This window comes from Cohaesibacter haloalkalitolerans (assembly GCF_003574655.1).
Classification (GTDB): Bacteria; Pseudomonadota; Alphaproteobacteria; order Rhizobiales; family Cohaesibacteraceae; genus Cohaesibacter; species Cohaesibacter haloalkalitolerans.
On the sequence record NZ_QNUM01000009.1, the window covers coordinates 116,314 to 130,059 of the forward strand.

Annotated in this window: 14 protein-coding genes; 3 read left to right on the plus strand and 11 right to left on the minus strand. The window is 56.2% G+C overall.

Annotated features, from left to right (window positions below):
- Positions 1 to 104: 104 nt before the first annotated feature.
- From DSL70_RS19820 to pxpB, 4 genes are all read right to left on the minus strand, one after another.
- Positions 105 to 1,337: a Zn-dependent hydrolase gene (locus DSL70_RS19820; RefSeq protein WP_119309712.1), complete on the minus strand. Its 1,233-nt coding sequence runs from the start codon at positions 1,335 to 1,337 to the stop codon at positions 105 to 107.
- On the minus strand, positions 1,334 to 2,281 hold the full coding sequence (locus DSL70_RS19825; protein ID WP_119309713.1) for a hydroxyacid dehydrogenase: 948 nt from the start codon (positions 2,279 to 2,281) through the stop codon (positions 1,334 to 1,336). Before DSL70_RS19825 ends, DSL70_RS19820 begins: the two co-directional genes overlap by 4 nt.
- Positions 2,282 to 2,362: 81 nt before the next feature.
- Positions 2,363 to 3,310 carry a 5-oxoprolinase subunit C family protein gene (locus tag DSL70_RS19830; RefSeq protein WP_119309714.1) on the minus strand — a complete coding sequence of 316 codons (948 nt, stop codon included), beginning with the start codon at positions 3,308 to 3,310 and terminating at the stop codon, positions 2,363 to 2,365.
- On the minus strand, positions 3,307 to 4,080 hold the full coding sequence (gene pxpB / locus DSL70_RS19835; protein ID WP_245418298.1) for a 5-oxoprolinase subunit PxpB: 774 nt from the start codon (positions 4,078 to 4,080) through the stop codon (positions 3,307 to 3,309). The genes DSL70_RS19830 and pxpB overlap by 4 nt, the downstream gene beginning before the upstream one ends.
- 222 nt (positions 4,081 to 4,302) lie before the next feature.
- On the opposite strand from pxpB, the gene DSL70_RS19840 reads away from it, so the two are divergent.
- On the plus strand, positions 4,303 to 5,082 hold the full coding sequence (locus tag DSL70_RS19840) for a LamB/YcsF family protein (protein ID WP_119309715.1): 780 nt from the start codon (positions 4,303 to 4,305) through the stop codon (positions 5,080 to 5,082).
- A gap of 20 nt (positions 5,083 to 5,102) precedes the next feature.
- On the plus strand, positions 5,103 to 5,957 hold the full coding sequence (locus DSL70_RS19845) for a D-amino-acid transaminase (RefSeq protein WP_119309736.1): 855 nt from the start codon (positions 5,103 to 5,105) through the stop codon (positions 5,955 to 5,957).
- 86 nt (positions 5,958 to 6,043) lie between these two features.
- Here the strand turns inward: DSL70_RS19845 and DSL70_RS19850 are convergent, their stop codons facing one another.
- The 5 genes from DSL70_RS19850 to DSL70_RS19870 form a co-directional block, all read right to left on the minus strand.
- Complete coding sequence (locus tag DSL70_RS19850) at positions 6,044 to 6,880, minus strand: ferredoxin--NADP reductase (protein WP_119309716.1); 837 nt, start codon at positions 6,878 to 6,880, stop codon at positions 6,044 to 6,046.
- A 99-nt stretch (positions 6,881 to 6,979) separates the two neighbouring features.
- On the minus strand, positions 6,980 to 7,525 hold the full coding sequence (locus DSL70_RS19855) for a DUF934 domain-containing protein (RefSeq protein WP_162916935.1): 546 nt from the start codon (positions 7,523 to 7,525) through the stop codon (positions 6,980 to 6,982).
- 13 nt (positions 7,526 to 7,538) lie between these two features.
- On the minus strand, positions 7,539 to 8,246 hold the full coding sequence (locus DSL70_RS19860) for a phosphoadenylyl-sulfate reductase (RefSeq protein WP_119309718.1): 708 nt from the start codon (positions 8,244 to 8,246) through the stop codon (positions 7,539 to 7,541).
- 8 nt (positions 8,247 to 8,254) lie between these two features.
- Positions 8,255 to 9,925, minus strand: coding sequence for a nitrite/sulfite reductase (locus DSL70_RS19865; protein ID WP_119309719.1), 1,671 nt, complete (start codon positions 9,923 to 9,925; stop codon positions 8,255 to 8,257).
- A 27-nt stretch (positions 9,926 to 9,952) separates the two neighbouring features.
- Complete coding sequence (locus DSL70_RS19870) at positions 9,953 to 10,252, minus strand: DUF2849 domain-containing protein (RefSeq protein WP_119309720.1); 300 nt, start codon at positions 10,250 to 10,252, stop codon at positions 9,953 to 9,955.
- A gap of 720 nt (positions 10,253 to 10,972) precedes the next feature.
- Between DSL70_RS19870 and DSL70_RS19875 the strand changes: the two genes are divergently transcribed.
- Positions 10,973 to 12,067, plus strand: a complete 1,095-nt coding sequence (locus DSL70_RS19875; protein WP_162916936.1) for a siroheme synthase — start codon at positions 10,973 to 10,975, stop codon at positions 12,065 to 12,067.
- Between the two features lie 87 nt (positions 12,068 to 12,154).
- Here DSL70_RS19875 and DSL70_RS19880 read toward each other — a convergent pair whose 3' ends face one another.
- Together DSL70_RS19880 and DSL70_RS22460 are read right to left on the minus strand one after the other, a co-directional pair.
- Positions 12,155 to 13,435, minus strand: a complete 1,281-nt coding sequence (locus DSL70_RS19880) for an NAD(P)/FAD-dependent oxidoreductase (protein ID WP_119309722.1) — start codon at positions 13,433 to 13,435, stop codon at positions 12,155 to 12,157.
- 112 nt (positions 13,436 to 13,547) lie between these two features.
- On the minus strand, positions 13,548 to 13,746 hold a 199-nt coding region (locus DSL70_RS22460; RefSeq protein WP_205563391.1), incomplete at its 5' end, for a hypothetical protein.

Genomic DNA, 13,746 nt, shown 5'->3' on the forward strand with positions numbered 1-13,746 from the left:
TGCCTGCAAATGGTTCGTGTCTTGCAAAAGAAGGGCAAGATTTTTTAGGTGTTTCATTTTTCATGAAAGGAAAGCCGAACGAGCTAGAATTCCCTCATGCGATTCTAGCTCCACGCCTTGTGAACAACGCTCACTGCGGTCATCAGATCTTCCGGATCCATGGCTTCGTCAGGATTGTGGCTGCCGTTCCAATTGCGGATGAACACCATCAGCGAGTCCCAACCGGCCAAAGCAAAGGCGGCTGCGTCATGTCCGCCACCGGAGCGCATGCGGCGTGGAGCCAGTCCTTGCGCCTTGGCTGCTTCCTCGATCTTGTCACCAAGGCTCTGTGACAGGGCGGTCGGCATGCTACGCGATTGTGTTCCCAGCTTGAAGGTAACCCCGCGCTTTTGCTCAATGGCTGCGATTTCGTCCTTGAGCAGCGCGTCGGCGCGGTCCAGAACCGCCACGTCATCGCTGCGCAAGTCGATGCAGAATTCCAAGCGTCCGGGCACTTTGGCAAAGGCATGCTCCGGGGTGGCGGCATCAATGCGCCCGACTGTTACGGAAAGGTCTGCACCCTCTTCGAGCAGTTTGCCCCAATGCTCGTCCATCTTGACGATGAGATCGGCAAGGGCAAAAACGACGTCAGACCGGGTGTTGCGCGGAGCGCCGCCGGAATGGGCCCACTCCCCCTCAATCACGGCTTCTCGGTAACGCAATCCGCCACGGATCGCATTGACGATACCAAAGGGTTCCTTGGCGTCGTCCAGCACAGGGCCCTGCTCGATGTGAAACTCGATGAATTGAGCCGGTTCCAGCTCGGCTCCTTTCAATACAGAGCTCGGGTCTCCACCCAATTCGCGCATGTGGTCGGCCAGTGTGCGGCCGGTGTCTGCCCTCGTGGCCTCCAGATCTTTCGGATCCAGACGGCCAAGCAGGCCGCGAGACCCGATAAAGGAAACGGGAAACCAGACGCTTTCCTCTGCCCGTGTGACCGTTACGACAATGTCGGTTTTGGGCTTCTGGCCGCTCTTGACGAATGCCGCAACCAGCGCCAAGGCACCGGCAACGCCCGCCTGACCATCATAGGCACCGCCCATCGGGACCGTATCAAGATGCGAGCCGATATAGAGCGGTGTTGCCTCCCGATCGATGCCCGGCAGTCTGGCTAACAGATTGAGACCGGCATCCCGGGTGACGGTCAAGCCCAGCGCTTCGGCTTCTTCAATGACAATGTCGTGGGCCTTGCTCTCCAGCTCGCTGTAGGACGGGCGCGTAAAGCCGGGTCCGGGATCGGAAATGGCATTGATCCGCTGTAGCAGGCGGTTGACAGTTTCTCGAATGACGTCGTTCATTGAGCTTCTCTTCCGGGGTCGTTGAGGGTGGTTTCCGGCCGTTTACCGGACAGGGCCGTCAGAAGATGCCCGACTGCGCCCACAGCCACCCGCTTCATGGCCTCTGTGGTTGCGCCACCAAGATGGGGGGTGAAGATGACATGGCCTGTTTCAGCCAGCGGGCCGGTCGGGGCATCATGCGAATAGACATCAAGTGCAGCGGCAGCAATATGGCCAGAGAGGATGGCTTCCGCCAGATCATCTTCATTGACCAAGCCTGCACGGGCGGTATTGATCAGGACGGCTCCGGGCTTGGTGATATCCAGCGTTTCGCGTCGGATCATATGTTGGGTTTCCTGTCGCATAGGCGTGTGCAGGGAGATCACGTCGGCTCTTTTGAGACCGTCCTCAAGACTGTTCACCCGCTCGAAGCCATCGACCTCGGGCGCGCGTGGTGAATAGACAAGAACATGCACATTGAAGGCTGATTTCAGCATTTGGCCGAGCCCGCGTCCGATGGAGCCCCAGCCGACGATCAGCACAGTCTTGCCCGTCAGTTCGGTGTAGGTTTCCCGCTCGCGGAATCCCTTTTCGCCGGCCCGTTCACTGCGATCGGCTTCAGAAATATGGCGCATGGCTGCAAGGATGAGGCCGACGGCAAGTTCTGAGACCGAACGGGCATTCTGGCCCGGTGTGTTGCAGACAAGGATACCGCGAGAGGTTGCCGCTTCCTTGTCCACGGCATCATGACCGGCTCCATGAACAACAATGACCTTGAGCTTGTCGCTTGCCGCACAGGCTTCTGCGGAGAAGCCTGCGTCACGGGTGATGACGGCATCACAGCCGGGTATCATTCTGGCGACGGTCTGCATGTCTGGTGACGGGCAGACAACAGGCTCTATGCCTGCCTCGCGAAGCATGGCATGGCCGACCTCATGCATCGGCTGAACTATAAGGCATTTCATTTTATGGTTTTCTTCCCATTATTCTCTGGCTGGCCGCTGGTTTTTGGCCAAGTCTGCGGGGACTGTCGGGTCACTTTGACGTCAGGCCTGATCTGTTTTGGGCACGATGTTGGCCAATTGGTTCCTGATGGTCTGCCGGTCGGCAATCACCAGCTCTTCAGCTTCTTCCGCTGTGATGCGAACGAAACGGACCGGGGCGCCGGTTGGTGTTTGCGCAAATTTCGGCAGGTCAACCGTGGCAATGGTTGCGATCTTGGGATAGCCGCCGGTGGTTTGCCGTTCTGCCATCAGCACCAGCGGCAGACCGGACCCGGGCACCTGAATGGAGCCGAAAACGGTTCCGTCGGAGACGATGTCGTGCCCACCGGCAGCATTGATCTCTGGCCCTTCCAACGCCTGGGCCATGCGGTCTCGCTTGGCGGAAACCTGATAGTGGTTACCCAGAAATGTCTGCCAGTTACCCGTATCGAAATAGTCTGCCTGAGGGCCAGGCACGACACGGATGACATTGCCATGGAACGCGCGTTTCTGTGATACGGTCATCAAAGGCGCCGGGGCTGTTTCGCCAAGATTGAGGATATCATCTTTTATCAGGCATCGACCATCCAGTCCGCCAATTGCTGTGCGGATGTGCGTCGAACGGGATCCCAGTGTCTTTGGCACATTGATCCCGCCGGAGATGGCGAGATAGCCCCAGACGGCTCCCTTGACGCTGCCAATTGACAGCATGTCACCGGGGTTCAGCCAATGGCTTTCCCAGGGGGCGACAGAAACAGCATTGATCTTGACGTCGATCTCTCCGCCGGTGACCGCGATGCGCGCCGGTTCGGAGACGGCAAGCGTTCCGCCGAACATGGCGAATTCGATAGCGCTGTACTCATCGGAGTTGCCAACAAGCGCATTGGCGAGGCGCATGGATGGCGCATCCATGGGGCCACAGCGCGACACACCGGCATGGAGCATGCCCTTGCGGCCGAGATCCTGCACCGTCATCATGGGGCCGGCATTCTTGATTTGCAGAATGGTCATAGGATATTGGCCTCTACGCTGACATCTCCCCGCGCAACAGCGGCGTCCAGGTCCAATGCTTCTTCTCGCTCGACAGGACGGAATTTCACCACGTCCCCTGCCCGAAGCATGAAGGGTTCTGTGCGATTTGGATCAAACAGCTTCAATGGCGTGCGGCCAAGGAAGAGCCAGCCGCTCGGGCCTGCCAGTGAGTTGATGTTACCCTGTTTGCCGCCGATGCCGATTGAGCCCGCCACAATATGTTGACGGGGTACTTTGCGCCTCGGCGTGTGCAGGATTTCCGGCACGCCGCCCAGATAGGCAAAGCCGGGTGCAAAGCCGATCATGTAAACACGATATTCGGCAGAAGAATGGATGGAAATCACCTCTTCCGGCGTGATTCCTTTCATTTTTGCCATTTCTTCCAGGTCCAACCCCGCCTCATGACCATAAAGCACCGGAATGGAGAATGTACGCTGCGATTTAACGGAAACCACAAGCGAAGCAAGGCGGTTTTGCAATGCTTCAATCAGCTTTTGTCCGCGAATGATGGAGGGATCGTAAAGCACGAGAAGCGAACGATAGGTCGGAACCAGTTCCTCGATCCCGTCAATCGGTCGTATGTCCAGGCTTTCAGCTAGAGCGATCACGCGCCGGTTGGCTGTTTCGTCAATTTCGCTGGCCAGTTCAACAGCAATGGCGCTATCGCCGCAATGCAGGAAGCGTGCTGGTGGGTGTCCTTGCTGCTCTTTGAAGGCGGAGCCTTTGCGCAGTCCTTTTAGGAATTTCAATTTCGTTTTCCGCTCTAATATGTGCTTGCCATTTCAGTATACCAATTGTATGTCATGAGTAAACATCAAATAATCACCCCATGAGAATGTGCCTTCGGCGTGTTGATTATCCGCGTTTTCCGCCTCTTTCATTTGATGTCTGAAATGTGGAAATATGCAGAGTTTACAAACTGAAAGCCTGCGCCATTGGTCAAGATTTCCGGGATGGTGAAAGGACGAGACATGACAACAATCGATCTCAACTGCGATATGGGAGAAAGCTTCGGAGCCTATACGATTGGCGACGATTCTGCGATGTTCGAGCTGATCAATACGGCGAATATCGCCTGCGGATTTCACGCCGGTGATCCTGTCGTCATTCGCGACACCATATTGGCGGCGAAGGCAAAGGGCGTTTCAATCGGTGCCCATCCGTCCTTTATGGATCTCTATGGCTTTGGTCGTCGCAGGATCTATGGCGAACGCCCGGAAGATCTGGAAGCGCAACTGATTTACCAGATCGCCGCCGTTCAGGGCATGTCGGAGGCATTGGGCTGGCCGATTACCCATGTAAAGACTCACGGTTCGCTGGGTAACATTGCTGCGGAAGATGCCGAACTCGCCAAGGTTTGCGCCTCGGCCATCAAGTCGGTGGACCCGTCCCTCACCTTCGTAACCCTGCCCTATTCGGAAACCATCAAAGCTGCCGAGGCTGCCGGTCTTGATGTCGCCTGCGAAGTTTTTGCAGACAGAAGCTATGACGACAATGGCTTGCTGACATCGCGTCAGAAGGAAGGTGCCGTCATCCATGATTTGAGGCAGAGCACTGATCAGGTTCTCAGCATGGTGAAGGATGGTCTCATTCCCACCGTTGGCGGCCAGAAGCTGCCGGTGGAAGCGGCTACTGTCTGCATCCATGGCGACACCCCGGGTGCCGTTGCTGTCGCCCGTGCCTTGCGCGCCTCGCTGGCTGATGAAGGCATCAGCTTTGCGCCGTTCAAATCCCCCAAATCCCGAAACTGACATTTCTGATGGAGAGATCCTTGTCTCGTACTGTTTATCTCAATGGCGAATGGCTCGATGAAGCCGATGCCAAGATTTCCATTTTCGACCGTGGCTACACCTTTGCCGATGCCATTTACGAAGTGACTGCAATCGTTGGCGGCAAGCTGATTGACTATCATGGCCACGCGGCACGCCTGCAGCGCTCTCTGGGTGAATTGGGTATCGAATGCCCGCTCAACGCCGATGAGCTTCTTGCCGTGCATCGCGAAATTGTCGCGCGCAACAATGTTGTTGAAGGGATGATCTACTTGCAGATTTCCCGCGGTGTCGATGACCGGAATTTCCTCATCTCAAAAGACGCAAAACCGACTTTCTCGATGTTCACGCAGACCAAAGATGTCATCGAGAACCCTTATGCAAAATCGGGCATTTCGGTTGTTTCGATGCCGGACTGGCGTTGGGAACGGCGGGACATCAAGACGGTTCAGCTGCTCTATCCAACCATGGCCAAATCGCAGGCAGCCGCGAAAGGTGCAGACGATGCATGGTTGATTGAAGACGGGTTCGTCACAGAAGCCAGTTCTGCCACTGCTCATATTGTCAAACAGGATGGAACGCTGGTAACGCGAGATCTTTCTCACGTCATTCTGCCCGGTATCACACGGGCAAGCACCCTGGATCTGGCAAGAGCGGCGGGCATCAAGGTCGAAGAGCGGCCTTTCACGCTAGGAGAGGCCAAGGAAGCTGCCGAAGCGTTCAATACATCGGCCACCAACTTCGTGCTGCCTGTGGTGCGCATTGATGGTCAGCAGATTGGCGACGGGACCCCGGGCCCAATCACCAAAAAGCTGCGTGATATCTATGTTGAAAGCCGCCTGGCAACAGCGCTGTGATGATCTGAGCAAAGTTGGCTGAGTAAGCAAAAGGCTGTTTCTGCGAAACAGCCTTTTTCATATTTCGGAACGGAACGAGGGGTTGATCAGTCGACGAATGCACGCTCCACCACGAATGTCGCCGGACGTGCGTTTGATCCTTCTTCAAGGCCAAACTTTTCCAGAACACCCTTGGTATCGTTGAGCATGGCCATGGAGCCGCAGATCATGCCCCGGTCTTCTTCCGGGTTGATGGGCGGAACACCGAGATCTTCAAACAGTTTGCCTGTCTCCATCAGGTCCGTGATGCGCCCGGTGCGTGGGAATGGCTCCCGCGTGACCGAGGTATAGTGAACGAGGCGTCCCTTGGCGAATTCGCCTACCAGCTGGTCGTCGTTGCAAAGTGCTACCAGATCCTCACCATATTTCAACTCAGCGATATTGCGACAGGTGTGAGTCAGGATGACCTGCTCGAATTTCTCATAGGTCTCCGGATCACGGATCAGGGAGGCAAAGGGGGCTATGCCGGTGCCGGTCGAGAACATGTAAAGCCGCTTGCCCGGAATGAGGGCGTCGTTGACAAGTGTCCCTGTCGGCTTCTTGCGCATCAGAACGGTGTCGCCGACCTTGATCCTCTGAAGATGTTCCGTCAGCGGACCATCGGGAACCTTGATGGAATAGAATTCCACTTCCTCATCCCATGAAGGACTGGCAATGGAATAGGCCCTGAAAACAGGACGTTCCGCGTTGGGCAAACCGATCATGACAAACTCGCCGGAACGGAAGCGGAAGCTTGCCGGGCGGGTGATGCGGAACCGGAACAGCCCGTCCGTATAATGCTGCACGTCGGTTACCGTCTCGGCGAATACGTTGGCCGGGATCGGAAAGGTCAGTTTGTCGGCTGCGCTGACGCTAGACTGAATCGCCAAACCTTGTTGCGTCATGGGAGTCTCCTTGTAAACTATTTCAGTCTGATAGCGCTGTCCTTGCAAGGCGTCGCGCAGTTCGTGTTGATGCCCGTCATTCGCGACGACCTGAGGCCCTCACCCGGCCTTGGCATTGTGGCGCAGCCATGGGCGCAGCTGTCCGGCCGGGGTTTCCCCATCGCCAGCGACAGGCTGATAATAGGTTGTCACTTCCGGCCATTCGCCCCGAAGCAGGCCAGCCTTCACTTTCTCGCTGGTGACCAGAAAACTGGAAACGCCGCAGCGCACCAGCAGCGGCATCTGGTCCAGAATATAGTTGCCGACGGCACGGATCTCGCCTTTGAACCCATGACGCTCGCGTAGCAGACGGGAACTGGAAAAGCCGCGACCATCTCCAAAGCCGGGGAAGTCGATTGCCACGGCTTCAATATGGTCAAGATATGGTGCCAGATCGTTGACATCATCATCAGCACCGACAATCACGCCCAGAGAGGACGGCAATGAAGCACCATCCTCCAACAGAGCCAGTGCATCCGCAAAGGCCACAAAAACCTTTTCGTTGCGAACGGGGCTTTCTCCTGCCGCCAGCGACACCCATTCATCAGAGACAAATGCGCCATCTTTCCAGAGGGATGACCGGATATTTTCAGCATTGTTGCTCATGGAGCTCTCCTGATCAGATGTGCAAACCGCATTCGGTCTTTTCAGACCCTCTCCAACGGCCAGACCGACTGTCTTCGCCCTCGGCAACGGGGCTTGTGCAAGGTGCACAGCCAATGGACACATATCCCTTGGGCACCAGAGGATGCCCCGGCAGTGAACGGGACCGAATATAGTCCGCGACGTCTGCGGCTCCCCAGTTGGCAAGCGGATTGACCTTGAGGTGGTTGCCGTCCAGCTCAAAAATCTTGAGATTGGAGCGGTGCGCGGTCTGAAAATGCTTGCGACCCGTGATCCAGCCAACATGATTTACCATCATCGTTGCAAGGGGCACTGTCTTGCGCAAGTTACAGCAGGCGTCTGGATTAGTGATCCAGAGCGCTCCGCGAGGATCCTGTTCCTTGAGAATTTCCCGATCAGGCGTGATCGAGTGCAGGTTGCTCAGCCCGAAATGCGCCTTCAGTTCGTCGCGATATTGCAGGGTCAGAATGAAATGCTTGCCCGTGTCGATGAACAACACCGGATAATTGGCATCGATCTGCGCGATCATGTCGAGCAGCACCACCGAGTCCGCCCCGAAGGACGAAACAAGCGGCACTTCCCCGGCGGTTGCGTTGGACGCCAGCCATTCAAGAACCCGTTCAGGGCGTTCCTGTTCGAATGACGCATTGAGCGCGTCCACTTCTTCCTCGCCAGGCAGCGTAAACTGTTTTCGTTTCAACATGACAACCCCTATGCTGCCTGTTTGCCGTTGGGATAAAGCGCGTCCTTGAACGGCTGCGGCCCCACCCGGCGATAGGCTTCGATGAAGATCTCATCCTTGTTCAGACGCAGACCCAGATAGGTATCGAGTACCAGTTCCACGGCATCAATCAGTTCCTCGGCGTCAAAGCCCCTGCCGAGAATTGTTCCGATCGACGTGTGTTCGTCGGCGGCACCACCAAGCGTCAGCTGGTAGAGTTCCTCACCCTTCTTGTCGACGCCAAGAATGCCGATATGTCCGACATGATGATGTCCGCAAGCGTTGATGCAGCCTGAAATGTTGAGCGTGACAGGACCGATTTCCTGCTGTCTGGCCGGATCGCCAAGACGGTTGGAAATCGCCTGAGCAATCGGGATCGAGCGGGCGTTTGCCAGCGCGCAATAGTCAAGCCCCGGGCACGCGATGATATCAGTGACAAGACCGACATTGGCCTCGGCCAGATCCGCCTCGACCAGAGCCTCATAGATGGTCAGAAGGTCACCCTTGGCGACATGCGGCAGCACCAGATTCTGTTCATGGCTGACGCGGATTTCGTCGTAGCCATAACGGCTTGCGAGATCGGCAACCAGATGCATTTGTGCGTCCGTTGCATCACCCGGCACGCCACCCACCGGCTTCAGCGAGATCGTGACACTCACATGGTCATCCACCTTGTGGGCATGGGTGTTGCGCGAGACCCAACGAGAGAAACCGGCATTCTGGACACGAAGACGCGCAAGCGCATCGGCTCCCACTTTGTCTGTCCGCAACTCGGGCATTGCAAAATAGGCGTTGATCCGGTCGATCTCGGTCTGAGGCACATCCAGAAGGCTGGATTTGGCAAGCGCATATTCCTCGGCGATATCCGCCTGCAACTGTTCAAGCCCGGTCTCGTGCACCAGTATCTTGATGCGGGCCTTGTATTTGTTGTCACGGCGGCCATAGCGGTTATAGACCCGCAAAACGGCTTCCAGATAGTTCAGGATGTCGGCTTCTGCTACAGCCTCAGCCACCAGCTTGCCAATCATGGGGGTGCGCCCCTGCCCGCCGCCGATATAGACGTCAAAACCGACCCCGCCATCTTTTGTCTCGACCAGCTGCAGCCCGATGTCATGCACGCGAATGGCTGCACGATCCTTGCGCGCGCCGTTGATGGCAATCTTGAACTTGCGCGGAAGAAATGAAAACTCCGGATGCAGACTGGACCACTGCCGGATGATCTCGGCGTAGACACGCGGATCGGCAATCTCGTCATGGGCCGCACCGGCGAAATGATCCGTCGTCACATTGCGAATGCAGTTGCCCGAGGTCTGAATGGCATGCATGTCCACTTCGGCCAACTCGGCCAGAATGTCCGGCGTGTCCGAAAGCGTCGGCCAGTTGTACTGAACATTCTGGCGCGTGGTGAAATGGGCATAGCCACGATCATACTTGGTGGCGACATCGGCCAGTTTGTGTAGTTGGTGACTGTTGAGGGTGCCATAGGGAATGGCGATGCGCAGCATATAGGCATGGAGCTGAAGGTAGAGACCATTCATCAGGCGCAGCGGCTTGAACTCGTCCTCGGTCAACTCACCCGAGATCCGGCGGCCAACCTGATTGCGGAACTGCTCGACCCGCTGGCGAACGAAAGCAGCGTCAAATTCATCATAGCGATACATGTTTGGTCTCCTCGCAAGACTGACTGGTCAGCTTGGCTTGCCGGTATGGGATCGTTCGAGATGGATGCCTTCAAAGGGATTGACGGTCGGCCCGCCCACTCTGATCCGCTCACGCAGGCGCAGTGGCTGCACCACGCCCTCGTCGTCGTAAGCGACAGGAATGATATCCAGACTGACTACGACTTCTCCCAGACTGGCGACGACTTCGCGGGCGTTCTTGTCGCTCTCGTAGCGCCGTGCGAGCTGGATGTCTTCCACCCACGCAAGCGCCGGTGCCAGAAAGACAACCCCGCCGTCCAGCAATCGGTTACCGGTAATCACAAACATCGCGCTCTCCAGCCTGCGGTGCCCTAAGGAAGGTCTATTGTCCTTGCGGCAACTCTTTGGTCCTGTATCTGATTGAGCGATATGTAGAGCTTTCCGGTCCTCGCAACAATTACCCCTATCCACAATTGAAAATGCGATTTATGCGCAAAATCTTTCTTCGAAAACCAAACCACTCCCGGGGTTGAGAGAATAAAATTTTTCCAACATTTTGCATTTTAAGAAAACTGGTTGCAGGCAGGGCTGAACCACCATCTTGGCCGCGCTCAAGCTTCCTATCAGCTGAAATCAACAACGATGGAAAGACCAATATTATCGTCTTTTCAGTTACATAGATTAAATCACGCGCTGTTGCCGACCCCTTGCTCGAAGTGCTTTCCGATGGAGCTCGTTGCGAGCACGTGGAGCCTGTCGCTTTGCATGCCCTTTGTTCTGTACCATATATCGGGTATAATACTGATCGGACACCTGCATGAGCCAGGCTGGCAGAAGGTACTCACTGAAGCGTTGTGGCCATATAGGGCTGATTTCAACATCGGGTCTTGAAGTGTTCCCGGGAGATGAGCCGATGGCACGCGAATATTTTTTCGCGCTCTCCCACGACACGGGATCCTCTTTTGCCGATCTCGATTAAGCATGGCCTCTGTATTGGAGGCACCGAAAAAGTGACAGATGCGGAGACCGATCGTGGTACCCGCTCCCTACAAAATGCGGAGAGGCTGCATGATAGCACTGCGGAATGAAGCATTTGAGCCGGAAGTGGCCCAACGCAGGGATCGTATCGCCGATCTGGCCACCTTGCCGGTCTTTTTCAACCTGAAAGGACGCAAGGTTGTGCTGGCCGGAGCGAGCGATGGTGCTGCATGGAAGGCCGAGCTGCTGGCTGCAGCTGGAGCGATTGTGCATGTCTATTCCAAAGACCCCGGAGAGGAGCTGAGGCAGCTTCTTGATGATGCGCATGCAGCAGCAGGGCGTCACTATGTCTGGCATCGTCAGGACTGGACGCCGGATTGCTTTAAAGGGGCATTGCTGGCCATTGGCGACATTGAGGAGGCCGAGGAAGCCGAACGGTTCGTGGCATCAGCCAATGCTGCCGGTGCTGTGGCCAATATCATCGACAATCTTGATCACTGCCAGTTCCAGTTCGGATCCATCGTCAACCGCTCCCCGGTGATCATCAGCATTTCAACAGACGGGGCGGCCCCCATTCTGGGGCAAGCCATCCGTCGGCGCATTGAAAGCCTGATTCCGCCCGTCACTTCGGATTGGGCGAGGCTGGCCCATCGTCTGCGTTCCGATGTCCTGAAGCGGTTCCGGGCGGGAGCCGAGAGGCGCCGTTTTTGGGAATCTTTTGTCGATCTGGCCTTTTCTGGCCCGAGCACCATTTTGCCTGAAACGATCGAGGATATCGTCGACACGCCATCCTTTGCCAACGCCTTGCCGTCCGGGCGTGTGACCTTCATTGACACATGGCACGGCGAAAGCGATCTGCTCCCCATGCGTGCCATTCGCGCCTTGCAAGCAGCTGACATCATTGTCTATGGCGATGAGACGAGTTCCGAAATTCTGGAACTGGCCCGCCGCGAAGCCCGTCGCCTGTCGATCAATGATATGGCGACAAAGCTCGGCAAGACGGATGGGGATACCGCGACGCTGCTGGCAAAGCTCGCTGGTACCGGCAAGCATGTCGTGCGCCTAGCGTCGTCTCTCGACCATATCGGCCCGAGCCTTGAAGTGGAACAAAGGGTTCTTGCAAGCCAGAATATCAAAACGACGCTCATTCCGACGATTGAGAAGCTGCCGGTCGGCGAAGCCTAAAGGCTGACACAAGACCTGCCAGCGCCAAAAAGAAACGCCGGAATCCTGATGGTTCTGGCGTTTCTTTTGTTGCATGTTCCATTAAGGTTAAATTTTACCCTGACGGCGCAATTGCTCCAAACCGGTGATAAGGCGGGCACCCTTGGTGTGGAACACATAGCTGAAGAACCAGTTGATGGCGACGAACAGCGGACGTTTCACTCCGATGAGGAAGTAGATATGGACAATGCCCCACATCCACCACGCAAGTCCGCCGCTGAGCTTGAATTTGCCGAAATCGATCACGGCAGAGTTCCGCCCGATAGTGGCAAGATTGCCGAGATGCTTGTAGCGGAATGGCTCGGCAAAAGCCTTGCCAGCAACCAGCGCGGCAATGCGCTTGCCGACGTATTTGCCTTCCTGCTTGGCGGCCGGTGCGATGCCCGGCACGAATTTGCCGTCGGTCCATTTCACCTGCGCCGCATCACCGATCACTGAAATGTCAGGATGACCGGCAACGGTGAGATCGTCTCCAACCGGCACGCGTCCGGCACGGTCCGTTTCCGCGCCCAGCCACTCGCCGACCCCTTCGATCTTAACGCCTGCGGCCCAGATAGCCGTTGCGGTTGGAATGGTCTCGCCGCTGGCCACCACATAGCTGTCGGTGATGTCTTCCACCATCGCTCCCGTCCGCACTTCGACCCCGAGCTTGGTCAGGTCGGCCTCAGCCTTGGCTGAAAGGTCTTCAGGGAATGCTGCCAGAATACGCGGCCCAGCTTCGATCAGGATCACCCGTGCGCTCTTGGATTCAATCCGGCGGAAGTCTTCGCACATTGTCACATGAGCAAGCTCGGCAATCGCGCCAGCCAGTTCTACGCCTGTCGGCCCAGCCCCAACCACAACAAAGGTCAACTCGCGGGCCATTTCCTCTGGGGTCTTGGCCAGTTCGGCGCGTTCGAAGGCCACGAGAATCTTGCGGCGCACGTCGGTCGCATCAACAATCTGTTTCAGACCCGGCGCATTTTCCGACCACTGGTCCTTGCCGAAATAGGAATGGTTCGAACCGCTGGCAATGACCAGATGATCATACACCACTTCGCAGTTGTCGCAAATGACGCTGCGCCGTTCTGTATCGACGTCCTGCACCTTGGACAAGGTCACCGTGACGTTCTTCTGCTTGGAGAAGATGGACCGGATTGGCCAGGCAATATCAGCCGGCGACAGGTCGGCCATGGCTACTTGGTAAAGCAGCGGCTGGAACAGATGGTAATTGCGCTTGTCGATAATCTCGATATCAACGGGGGCATTCTTGAGCGACTTGGCCAGCGATAGGCCACCAAAGCCAGCACCAATGATAACCACTTTCGGGCGCCTGGTTTCTTCCGTCATGTTCTTCACCTGTAAATGCGATTGGAAAGCGGAGCAGCCCGATCGGCTAGGACCTGACACACTCAATACATACTTTCGTATTACAGCGTCAATACCTACGTTGAATTACGCATTAACTGGTGAACAGATTTTGTTTCATTCCCACTAAAATGAACAACTTTGACTGGCCCTCTCGTTGCATCCTATGAATTGCCCCTAGAATTGTAGACACCTTGTTCCCTAAAATTGAGTCAAGGAGACTACGATGGCCCATACCCAATTCACCAAAGAATTCAAGATTGAAGCAGTCACGCAGATCACCGAGCGAGGGT

Bases quoted from the DNA above. Each gene is read 5' to 3' on its own strand.
- DSL70_RS19820 (WP_119309712.1), bottom strand. From the start codon at position 1,337: ATGAACGACGTCATTCGAGAAACTGTCAACCGCCTGCTACAGCGGATC.
- DSL70_RS19825 (WP_119309713.1), bottom strand. From the start codon at position 2,281: ATGAAATGCCTTATAGTTCAGCCGATGCATGAGGTCGGCCATGCCATG.
- DSL70_RS19830 (WP_119309714.1), bottom strand. From the start codon at position 3,310: ATGACCATTCTGCAAATCAAGAATGCCGGCCCCATGATGACGGTGCAG.
- DSL70_RS19840 (WP_119309715.1), top strand. From the start codon at position 4,303: ATGACAACAATCGATCTCAACTGCGATATGGGAGAAAGCTTCGGAGCC.
- DSL70_RS19850 (WP_119309716.1), bottom strand. From the start codon at position 6,880: ATGACGCAACAAGGTTTGGCGATTCAGTCTAGCGTCAGCGCAGCCGAC.
- DSL70_RS19855 (WP_162916935.1), bottom strand. From the start codon at position 7,525: ATGAGCAACAATGCTGAAAATATCCGGTCATCCCTCTGGAAAGATGGC.
- DSL70_RS19860 (WP_119309718.1), bottom strand. From the start codon at position 8,246: ATGTTGAAACGAAAACAGTTTACGCTGCCTGGCGAGGAAGAAGTGGAC.
- DSL70_RS19865 (WP_119309719.1), bottom strand. From the start codon at position 9,925: ATGTATCGCTATGATGAATTTGACGCTGCTTTCGTTCGCCAGCGGGTC.
- DSL70_RS19870 (WP_119309720.1), bottom strand. From the start codon at position 10,252: ATGTTTGTGATTACCGGTAACCGATTGCTGGACGGCGGGGTTGTCTTT.
- DSL70_RS19875 (WP_162916936.1), top strand. From the start codon at position 10,973: ATGATAGCACTGCGGAATGAAGCATTTGAGCCGGAAGTGGCCCAACGC.
- DSL70_RS19880 (WP_119309722.1), bottom strand. From the start codon at position 13,435: ATGACGGAAGAAACCAGGCGCCCGAAAGTGGTTATCATTGGTGCTGGC.